The 9,494-nt window shown below is 43.8% G+C and carries 8 protein-coding genes; 7 read left to right on the top strand and 1 reads right to left on the bottom strand.

The window, feature by feature from the left end:
• Nucleotides 1–12 precede the first annotated feature (12 nt).
• The 6 genes from M3205_RS14765 to M3205_RS14790 all read left to right on the top strand — a co-directional run bounded on the left by M3205_RS14765 (nucleotide 13) and on the right by M3205_RS14790 (nucleotide 7,244).
• On the top strand, nucleotides 13–990 hold the full coding sequence (locus tag M3205_RS14765) for a branched-chain amino acid ABC transporter permease (protein ID WP_251170612.1): 978 nt from the start codon (nucleotides 13–15) through the stop codon (nucleotides 988–990).
• Nucleotides 962–1,735 carry an ABC transporter ATP-binding protein gene (locus M3205_RS14770; RefSeq protein WP_251170613.1) on the top strand — a complete coding sequence of 258 codons (774 nt, stop codon included), beginning with the start codon at nucleotides 962–964 and terminating at the stop codon, nucleotides 1,733–1,735. The genes M3205_RS14765 and M3205_RS14770 overlap by 29 nt, the downstream gene beginning before the upstream one ends.
• Nucleotides 1,728–2,438, top strand: a complete 711-nt coding sequence (locus M3205_RS14775; RefSeq protein ID WP_251170614.1) for an ABC transporter ATP-binding protein — start codon at nucleotides 1,728–1,730, stop codon at nucleotides 2,436–2,438. Before M3205_RS14770 ends, M3205_RS14775 begins: the two co-directional genes overlap by 8 nt.
• Before the next feature lie 104 nt (nucleotides 2,439–2,542).
• Nucleotides 2,543–3,523 (top strand): glycerophosphodiester phosphodiesterase family protein, encoded by a 981-nt coding sequence (locus tag M3205_RS14780; protein ID WP_251170615.1) that lies wholly within the window; start codon nucleotides 2,543–2,545, stop codon nucleotides 3,521–3,523.
• Between the two features lie 162 nt (nucleotides 3,524–3,685).
• Nucleotides 3,686–5,422: an ABC transporter ATP-binding protein gene (locus M3205_RS14785; protein ID WP_251170616.1), complete on the top strand. Its 1,737-nt coding sequence runs from the start codon at nucleotides 3,686–3,688 to the stop codon at nucleotides 5,420–5,422.
• A complete protein-coding gene (locus tag M3205_RS14790) occupies nucleotides 5,415–7,244 on the top strand; it encodes an ABC transporter ATP-binding protein (RefSeq protein WP_251170617.1) in 1,830 nt (609 codons plus the stop codon). Before M3205_RS14785 ends, M3205_RS14790 begins: the two co-directional genes overlap by 8 nt.
• A gap of 230 nt (nucleotides 7,245–7,474) precedes the next feature.
• Here M3205_RS14790 and M3205_RS14795 read toward each other — a convergent pair whose 3' ends face one another.
• Nucleotides 7,475–8,536, bottom strand: a complete 1,062-nt coding sequence (locus M3205_RS14795) for a M20 family metallopeptidase (RefSeq protein ID WP_251170618.1) — start codon at nucleotides 8,534–8,536, stop codon at nucleotides 7,475–7,477.
• A 319-nt stretch (nucleotides 8,537–8,855) separates the two neighbouring features.
• On the opposite strand from M3205_RS14795, the gene M3205_RS14800 reads away from it, so the two are divergent.
• On the top strand, nucleotides 8,856–9,359 hold the full coding sequence (locus M3205_RS14800; RefSeq protein ID WP_251170619.1) for a DoxX family protein: 504 nt from the start codon (nucleotides 8,856–8,858) through the stop codon (nucleotides 9,357–9,359).
• Nucleotides 9,360–9,494: the final 135 nt, after the last annotated feature.

Below are 9,494 nucleotides of genomic sequence, written 5' to 3' on the forward strand. Positions count from 1 at the left end.
GAAGGTGAACTCATGCTTGCAGAATTAATAAATCCATATTATTTACAAGTAGCTTCTTTTATATTAATCAACATTATATTAGGGGTTAGTATTTATATTACTCTATCAACTGGACAGCTTTCGCTCGCCAATGCCGGATTTATGGGGATTGGTGCCTATACCTCTGCACTATTGACGCTGAATTTTGACCTTCCGATTATTGTGGGTATAATGGCAGGAACTTTATTGGCAGGTGTTTTCGGAATCCTGATCGGGATACCGACATTAAGACTTCAGGGTGTATACCTAGCCATTGTTACCCTTGGGTTTGGAGAGGTTATCCGCGTTATTTTTGTAAACTGGGAGTCTATGACAAAGGGAGCTGTCGGTTTATCAGGCATACCGCATATGGGCCGGGAGCTGCTGAATACAGTAAAAGACTTAGGCTTTGATCCGAAAGTACTTGGACTTCAAAATAACCAGTTTGTATTTCTTGCAATCTTTCTCATTTTATTAGCCGTGACAGTCAGCATCATCGCATTTTTCAGAAGGCAGAACCGCTCAAGAGTAGGACGGGCTTTCGCAGCGATTAAGCTGGATGAAAAAGCTGCAGAATCAATGGGCATCAATATCACGTACTATAAGGTCCTGGCATTTGCACAGGGGGCCATGGTAGCCGGTTTTGCAGGTGCACTGTTTGCCCATGTTCTTGCGTATATAAGTCCTGCCGATTTTGCCTATCACCGTGCCGTTGAGATTCTGATTTTCGCCGTTTTTGGAGGAAGCGAAGTCATCTGGGGACCGGTGTTTGGGGCGCTCTTTTTAACTGTAATGCCGGAAGTGCTCCGATTTATCAGCGAATACCGCTACATGATTTACGGTCTGATCATTATTATTATGATGGCAGTCAGGCCACAGGGATTAATTGATGTAAATATTTTAAACTGGGTTAAGCTTAAAACATCAAAGAGGAGGCAAAAGCATGGTACTTCAAGTCAAAAAAGCATGTAAAAACTTTGGCGGGCTGAGTGCCCTGTCTGATGTCTCGTTCTCTATAAATCAGGGTGAAATCTTTGGGCTGATCGGACCGAACGGAGCAGGAAAGACTACGATGTTCAATCTGATTACATCGATGTTTACTCCTACCTCAGGCGAGATTATCTTTAATGAAGACAATATCAATGGCTTAAAGCCGCATCTGATCACGAAAAAAGGCATTTGCAGGACATTCCAGAATATTCGCCTGTTTCCTCAGATGACAGCAGAAGAAAACGTGATGGTTGGGGAGCACTGCCGAAGCAAATCAGGAGTCTTCAGCAGTGTATTCAGGACAAAATCACAGCGGCAGGAAGAAGAGAGAATCCGCAGCAAAGCGAATGAACTATTAGAGTTTGTGGGGCTGGGCGGCTTCGCCGAAACGGTGTCAGACAGCCTCGCATACGGCCAGCAAAGAAGGCTCGAGATTGCCCGTGCGCTGGCCAGCTCTCCAAAGCTATTGCTGCTCGATGAACCGGCAGCCGGTATGAATGAAACAGAAACAAGCGAATTATTTCGGCTTATTAAAAGAATTCAGGAACAGGGCATCACGGTCCTGCTGATTGAGCATGATATGCCGCTTGTCATGAAATTATGCGACCGTATTGCCGTCCTTAATTTCGGCAAGAAGATTGCTGAAGGCACACCTGCTGAAATCCAGAATAATCCTGATGTCATCGAAGCCTATCTCGGCAGTGAGGAGGAGGATATGTATGCTTAAGGTTAATGGGATTAACGCTTTTTACGGGAAAATCCAGGTTCTTAAAAACATCAGCCTCGAAGTGGAAGAAGGCAGTATTGTTACGATCCTTGGCGCAAATGGTGCCGGGAAGACAACGACCATGAAGACCATTTCCGGAATGCTTAAGCCCCAATCCGGCAGCATTCAATTTCAGGGGCAAGATGTAACGGGACTCCGCCCGGACCAGCTGCTGCGCAAAGGGATTGCCCTTGTTCCGGAAGGCCGCCAGATTCTTTCCGGAATGACTGTGCTTGAAAACCTGGAAATGGGAGCATACCATCGGAAGGATAATGAAATTGAGCGGGATATTAAGAGCGTTATGGAGCGATTTCCTATCCTCGAAGAAAGGCAAAAACAGCTTGGGGGAACATTATCCGGCGGACAGCAGCAAATGCTGGCCATTGCGCGGGCCATCCTCAGCAAACCAAAGCTGCTTCTTCTGGATGAACCGTCAATGGGACTGGCCCCTCTGATTGTGGCTGACATCTTTAAAATTATTAAAGAAATTAATGAAGCGGGCACGACTGTTCTATTGGTAGAACAGAATGCAAGGCAGGCACTGAAAATATCACATTATGGGTATGTCCTGGAAACAGGCAAAATGGTTGCTGAAGGAAGCTCACAGAAGCTTCTGAATGATCCGCGTATCATGGAAGCATACCTGGGACGGAAATCAAGTTAACCCTAAAAGGCCAAATCTTATGATTTGGCCTTTTATATTTCTGCCTGGTGTATTGTGGTAAAATTAGTGAGAAAAAATTATTTGGATAAAATTTCGGAGGACGCATGAAAAAGTTTATGAAGATCTTTAAACGGCTAATTATTGTTTTATTAGTTCTCGTTGTATTTATGTTTTTAAACAATACCTCCCTGTTTACAAAAGAAAGAAATAATGATCCGCTGCTTCTTGCACATAGAGGAATGGCACAGTCCTTTCATATGGAAGGGATCACAGGGGAGACATGTACCGCAGAAAGGATTTACGAGCCTGAACATAACTTTCTTGAGAATACGATTCCTTCCATGAAAGCAGCTTTTGAGGCAGGTGCAGATGTAGTTGAACTGGATATACAGCTTACAAAGGATGGACAATTTGCGGTCTTCCATGATTGGACGCTGGATTGCCGGACAAATGCAAAAGGCAATACGAGAGAGTATACAATGGAGGAATTAAAAAAGCTGGACATTGGATACGGCTATACAGCCGATCATGGTAAAACCCATCCGTTCCGTAGTAAAGGAATCGGTATGATGCCAAGTCTGGATGAAGTCATGGAAGAGTTCCCGAAAGGAGATCTCTTAATCCATATTAAAAGCAATGACCCTGAGGAAGGAGTCATGCTTGCTAAATACCTGTCGATGTTTCCAGCTGACAGATTGGAGAAAATATCTGTATATGGAGGAGACAATCCAATAGCCGCACTGAAGGAAGAAATGCCAGGAATGAGGGTAATGTCAAAGGCAACATTGAAAGAGTGCCTCCTGCCATATATAGGAGCAGGGTGGACAGGCTATATGCCAAATGCCTGCAAAAACACACAGGTTCATATTCCAGAATCGTATACAAAACTATTGTGGGGATGGCCAAATAAATTCCTGAACCGAATGGATGAAGCAGGCACAAGAGTCATTGTGGTTGCAGGGGATGGCAGCTGGTCGGAAGGCTTCGACAGACCGAAAGACCTGAAACGGCTCCCTGATGGCTATTCAGGAGGCATCTGGACAAACAGGATTGAGCTGATTGGCCCAGTATATAAGAAAGAATAGACGCCTGGTGTGATCCAGGTGTTTTTTAGATTTTTTTAATGGAATTATTTAAAAATTCCGTAAAAAAGATTATGATAATGATAGGGTTAGTTAGTTTAACGAAGGATTTTACGAGAATGATTATACATATATTAACTGCAATTACAGCTTGGGGGACTATAAATGGCAAAAATATTGGCACTTCTTAAGCCTTACCGGATAGCGGTGGCTATAGCTCTGCTATTAATGCTGACTGAGCTTGCTGTTGAGCTTATTCAGCCATTATTAATGGCGAAAATTATAGATGAAGGTATCCTGCAGAATGATCTTCAAGAGATCCTGAAGTGGGGAGGGATCATGCTGGCTGCTTCTTTTGCGGCATTTGCGGCTGGAGTCATTAATTCCTTTTATGCTGCCCATGTCAGCCAGAACTTCGGTTTTGATGTAAGGAAAAGCTTATATGACAAGGTTCAATCCTTCTCCTTTGCCAACTTTAATCTTTTTCCGATCTCTTCATTAATTACCCGTATGACCAATGATGTTACGCAGCTTCAAAATACTGTTTTTATGAGTCTTCGAATCATGATGAGAGCACCACTTTTAATTATCGGCGGCCTTATCATGGCATTTGTGGTGGACGTAAAGCTTGCTCTTATCTTATCAGCTGTGGCCCCATTCCTTTTTCTGTTTCTGTTTTGGGTCATGGGAAAAGGCGGAGCGCTTTTTAAGGCAGTACAGGAAAAGCTGGACTCTGTGAACAGTGTCATGCAGGAGAACCTGACGGGGATCAGGCTCATTAAAGCGTTTGTCCGCAGAAATCATGAAGTGGAACGTTTCACACGCACAAATGAGGATCTCAGAGATGGAACCGTTAAAGCATTGCGCCTGATGGAAGTGACCATGCCTGTTCTGCTTTTCATTATGAACCTTAGTATTCTTGGAGTACTTTGGTTTGGCAGCATACAGGTAAATGCAGGGGATGTAAAGGTAGGAGAGGTGGTTGCGATTGTGAACTATGCAACCAGAATAACGGCCGCCTTCTCCATTTTTTCCTGGATTATCATGGCTTTTTCCAGGGCAAGGGCCTCTGCAAAACGTGTAACAGAGGTACTGGACACTGACGTGGATCTGACTGACCGTCAAGGATCTCATGATAGGAAGGACTTAACAGTGAGCCGGGGGGAAATTCACTTTAAAGATGTATCTTTTAAATATCCCGGCACTTCAGAGAAGGTACTCGATGGCATCAGCTTTATCATCCAACCCGGGGAAACAGTGGCAATAATGGGTGCAACAGGCTCCGGGAAGACCTCTTTATTCCAGCTTATCCCCCGCCTTTATGATGTAACAGGCGGGAAGGTTGAAATTGACGGGCGGGATGTCAGGGAATTGAAAATGGAGAACCTCCGCAGGAAAATCGGCTTTGTTCCTCAGGAAGCCCTGCTCTTTACAGGCAGTGTGAGAGAAAACATATCATGGGGAAAAGAAGATGCAACGATGAAGGAAATCACTGAATCAGCTGTCAATGCGCAGATACATGAAACCATTTTGAAGCTTCCGCAGGGGTATGAAACAAGAGTGGGGCAAAAGGGTGTTAACTTATCCGGCGGGCAAAAACAGCGCCTTTCCATTGCTAGGGCGCTTGTGCGTAAGCCAAAAATCCTTCTTCTTGATGACAGTACAAGTGCACTGGATATGAAAACAGAAGCAAAACTTCTGAATTCATTGAAAGAGTATACCTGTACTACATTGATTATTACACAGAAAATCAGCACAGCAATGGAAGCGGACAGAATCCTGTTGCTTGAGGATGGAGTGCTTCTTGCTGAGGGAGACCATGAGACTCTTCTTAAATCATCCGGATTGTATAAACGGATTTTCCAATCCCAGTCTGGAGAGGAGAACAGAAACTATGCTTAAGCAGATTAAAGAACCTTTCCAGCATAAAAAAATTCCGGTTGAGCTGAATGGCGAAATTTCAAAAGGAAAAAAGCCAAAGTCTGAAAATATGGGGGCCACACTAAAAAGACTCTGGTCCTATTTAGCCTATAATAAGGGATTATTATTTCTCGTTTTAGTCATGGTGGTCATCAGCTCGGCGATGGGGCTGCTTGGTCCCTATTTAGTCGGAATGGCTATTGACGATTACATTGTCACAAAGAACAGCGCTGGGTTTATCGCTCTGCTAATCTGGCTTGGAGTCATTTATGTAATGCACTCACTTGCCCTTTGGTTTCAGAATTATTGGATGATCGGCATCGCACAGGAAACGGTTTTTACGATGAGAACGAAGCTTTTCGGCCAATTGCACAGGCTGCCTATTCCGTTTTTTGACAAGCGGCAGCAGGGCGAACTGATGAGCAGGGTCACAAACGATATTGAAAATGTCAGCTCGACTCTGAACAGTTCGGTGATCCAGGTCTTTTCCAGCCTGCTGACCTTGATTGGCACTGTCTCCGTCATGCTTTGGCTAAGTCCTTTGCTGACGCTCATTACCCTGATCATTGTGCCGCTGATGTTCTTTGGAATGAAATGGATTACAGCACGGACAGGAAGGCTGTTCAAAGAGCAGCAGAAGAATCTTGGGGAGCTTAACGGTTTTATTGAAGAAACCATATCCGGACAGAGGATCATCAAGACTTTCTCTCAAGAACAGAAAGTGATGGCCGAGTTCCGGGAAAAAGGAGAAAAACTTAAGCTGGCAGGGTTTTGGGCTCAAACCTATTCCGGGTTTATCCCGAAGCTGATGAATGTCCTGAACAACTTGAGCTTTGCCGTTATCGCCGGGGTAGGGGGCATTTTTGCCCTGAATGGGATGATCTCAATCGGTGTGATTGTCGTATTCACGGAGTATTCCCGGCAATTTACACGTCCGCTTAATGACCTGGCAAACCAATTTAACACACTTCTATCTGCACTTGCAGGAGCAGAGCGGGTCTTTTACATCTTGGATGAGGATGAAGAATTCCAAAATGAAGAGCAGCTGAAAGAGCTTGCCGGAATGAAAGGCGAAGTTGAATTCCGGGATGTTTCTTTTTCGTATGAAGAAGACGGAAATACGGTAAGAAACGTAAATCTTCATGTCAAAGCTGGCCAGACCGCTGCCTTCGTGGGTCCGACAGGTGCGGGGAAGACTACCATGATCAATTTGCTGTCCCGCTTTTATGAACGGGATTCAGGCTGTATTTTAATTGACGGTGAGGATATCGCCAATGTGAAAAAAGAAAGCCTTAGAAAGCATATGGGATTTGTCCTGCAGGATTCATTTCTATTCCGCGGCACTGTCCGCGAAAATATCCGCTACGGCAGGCTGGAAGCTTCGGATGAAGAAGTGATTGAGTCGGCTAAGCTTGCCAATGCCCATTCATTTATCATGAAACTTCCGCAACAGTATGATACAGTGCTGAGCCAGGACGGAAATGGCATCAGCCAGGGGCAAAAGCAGCTTCTTTCCATTGCACGTGCCTTTCTGGCCAATCCGGACATATTAATTCTGGATGAAGCCACAAGCAGCATTGATACAGTGACAGAGCTGAAAATTCAGGATGCCCTTCAGGAGCTGATGAAAGGAAGAACCAGCTTTGTGATTGCCCATCGTTTGAACACTATTCAAAATGCAGATAAGATTTTTGTTCTGGAGGAGGGAAGGATTATTGAGGAAGGAACACATAAATCACTGCTTGAACAGGAGGGCTTTTATTATCGGCTGCATGGTAAAGCGGCAGCAGGGGCAAATGCTTGAAATTAATAGTAATCCCAACACAAAAGGCGGACCTGATTACGATCAAATCCGCCTTTTTGCTATCTCTTAAATGACATTTTTTCTCTGCTGGGTATCAGAAATGGGCACTACATCTTTAATGTGGAAAAAGTTTATTGCGTTATCAATATAGCGGCCATCTATTTCTCTTTAATCAATCGTGTATTCCGATTTTTATCATCCCATGAGACTATCCGCATTAATATAGCCTACTAATTTGAAAACTTCATAGCAAAGTCGATCAGCATTTTTTCATATAAATGTATGGAATGCGGCAGAACGTATTCCTTATCACCGTGCCAGTTCATGCCGCTAGGTCCAAATTCGATGGCCGGTATCCCGTAATTGGCAAAGAACACAGTATCCGCAGAACCATGCTGTCCAAAGAAAACAGCTTTATCTTCAGTATGCTTTTCCACAATAGGTTCAAGCATTAGGATGAAAGGATTGTCTCTTGCTGTCACAAGCGGATTTGAGAACATATTCATGATAATTTCCCCATCTGTGATACCTTCGATTTGCTTGATGATCTCTTCATGGTTCTGGTGCGGCAAATAACGGATATCATACGACATTAAACATTTTTCAGGCACCTTGTTATAAACATCCCCACCGGTTATTTTTGCAAGGTTTATCGAAGGGGATGGGTAAAATTCAGATGATTCCTTTGCAAAAGGCAATTTTAATAGTTTTTGATGCACTTCAAAAGCCTTTTCGATGGCATTGACTCCTTCCCATGGACGGCTGCCGTGTGCTGGGTCTCCTTCTATCTCAATGTCCAGCCTGATAACGCCTTTTGCTTCGAGCGCAATCCCAAGTTGAGTAGGTTCAGAGCAAATAACAAAATCGCCGCGATATCCCTGTTCTGCCAGATACCCGGAACAATTAAAGCCGCCAATTTCTTCATCTGAAACAATTTGAAGCTGAATTTTTATGCCAATAGGCATATTTTTGAGCTCTTTTACCGCACACATCATAGCAGCAACCCCGGCCTTCATATCTGCAGCTCCACGTCCATAGATCTTATCGCGGACTTCTACAGGAATGAACTGTTCATCCTTTCCTGAAACAACATCCACATGTCCGTTAAAAATAATGGTCTGATCACCGCTTCCAATTTCACAGACAACCATTCTATAGCCATTATTTTCGACGATTTCAGAAGGGAGTTCATGTCCCGACAGCCATTGATGGCAATATTCAATGGCCTGGTTTGCTCCATCCTTTGTAGAGCTGTCAATGGAAATAAGATCTTTCAGTAAGTTTTCAAGCATATGTCAAAGGTCCTCCTTTAATACAGCAATAAATTCACAAAGTACTCTCTTACTATTCCCGCTTTGGCAGGTTGAAAACAGTTTGTTTAGGATAGCCCAATAATTGTGAATAATTGGTGAAGTGTATTGCGAAAAAGGGAGGGATGGAGTATATTATAAGTGAGGAAAGTTAGTGAAGAATTTCACAAAACAATTTATAAAAAACTTCACTACATCATCCTTTCCTTCTAAGAGCTGGCCGGCTTATTAATCCCCAAGAGGGAAAAAATTTAAGATATTATGTGAAACTATTCACAATAACAACTTGGAGATGATTATAATGAAATGGTGGAGAACACCTCAGGCAGCAGTTGTTTGGACAGTATTAAGAGTCTGGCTTGGTATACAATGGCTTGAAGCAGGATGGCATAAGGTAGCAGATGGATTTGATGCAGGCGGATTCATGCAGGGGGCCATTGCTAAAGCAGCTGGCGATCATCCGGCAGTGCAGGGCTGGTATGCGGGGTTCCTTGAAAATGTAGCACTGCCAAACGCGGATTTATTCAGCACTCTAGTGGCATGGGGCGAAGTTCTTGTGGGAGTTGGACTTATACTTGGAGCTGCGACCATACCGGCTTTAATTGCAGCAGCTTTCATGAATTTAAACTTCTTATTAGCAGGAACAACAAGCACTAACCCAATACTGTATACGGCAGCAATCATCCTTCTATTTACAGGCGCGGGTGCTTACTACTGGGGAATTGACAGATTTGCCATCCCTTATATCAAGACAATGATGAAAGGCGGTCACGGCATAGGCAAAAGAGGAGCACCCACTCACTAAGCAGAAATAGGAAGGGGCTGGGACAAAACTAGCTTCAGATAGTAAGAAAGGTGAATTTGAGTGCGCTCAAATTCACCTTTCTCTTATTTCAGGGTATTAATTCTTTAAATTCTTATTTTTTGGCAGTGAATTTCC

Origin of the sequence: Cytobacillus firmus (assembly GCF_023715565.1) — a bacterium.
GTDB classification, from domain to species: domain Bacteria; phylum Bacillota; class Bacilli; order Bacillales; family Cytobacillaceae; genus Cytobacillus; species Cytobacillus firmus_C.